This is a genomic window from Streptomyces sp. SID12501 (assembly GCF_010550245.1).
GTDB lineage: Bacteria > Actinomycetota > Actinomycetes > Streptomycetales > Streptomycetaceae > Streptomyces.
The window spans coordinates 1-669 of sequence record NZ_JAAGLU010000222.1 but is presented as its reverse complement, the minus strand read 5'-3'; the positions used below and the strand labels follow the sequence as shown (position 1 = coordinate 669).

Annotated in this window: 1 protein-coding gene; it reads left to right on the top strand. The window is 71.4% G+C overall.

Annotated features, from left to right (window positions below; genetic code table 11):
• The coding region (locus G3I71_RS45380) for an S-adenosylmethionine synthetase N-terminal domain-containing protein (protein ID WP_275409422.1) at positions 1-669 on the top strand (669 nt) is incomplete at both ends.

Here is a 669-nt window from a genome sequence, read left to right as displayed (position 1 = left end):
TTCACGTCCGAGTCGGTGACCGAGGGACACCCCGACAAGATCTGCGACCAGATCTCCGACGCGATCCTCGACGCCATCCTCGAGCAGGACCCCACGGCCCGCGTGGCCGTCGAGACCATGGTCACCACGGGCCTCGTCCACGTCGCCGGCGAGGTGACGACGAGCGCGTACGTCGAGATCCCGCAGCTCGTCCGCGAGGTCGTCCGCGGCATCGGCTACACGTCGTCCCTCATCGGGTTCGACGGCGACTCGTGCGGCGTGTCCGTCTCGATCGGGCAGCAGTCCCCGGACATCGCCGCGGGCGTCGACAAGGCGCTCGAGGTCCGGCAGGACGGCGCCGACCTCGACCCGCTCGACCTGCAGGGCGCGGGCGACCAGGGCCTGATGTTCGGCTACGCGAGCGACGAGACCCCCTCGCTGCTGCCGCTGCCGATCTGGCTCGCGCACCGCCTCGCCGAGCGCCTCACGCTCGTCCGCAAGGAGGGCCTCGTCGCGGGTCTGCGCCCCGACGGCAAGACCCAGGTGACCGTCGGCTACGACGGCGACCGCCCGGTCACCCTCGACACCGTGGTGCTCTCGACGCAGCACGAGCCCGACGTCCTCAACGACCACCTCGTCGCCCAGATCGCGGAGCACGTCGTCGCGCCCGTGCTCGCCGACGTCGACATC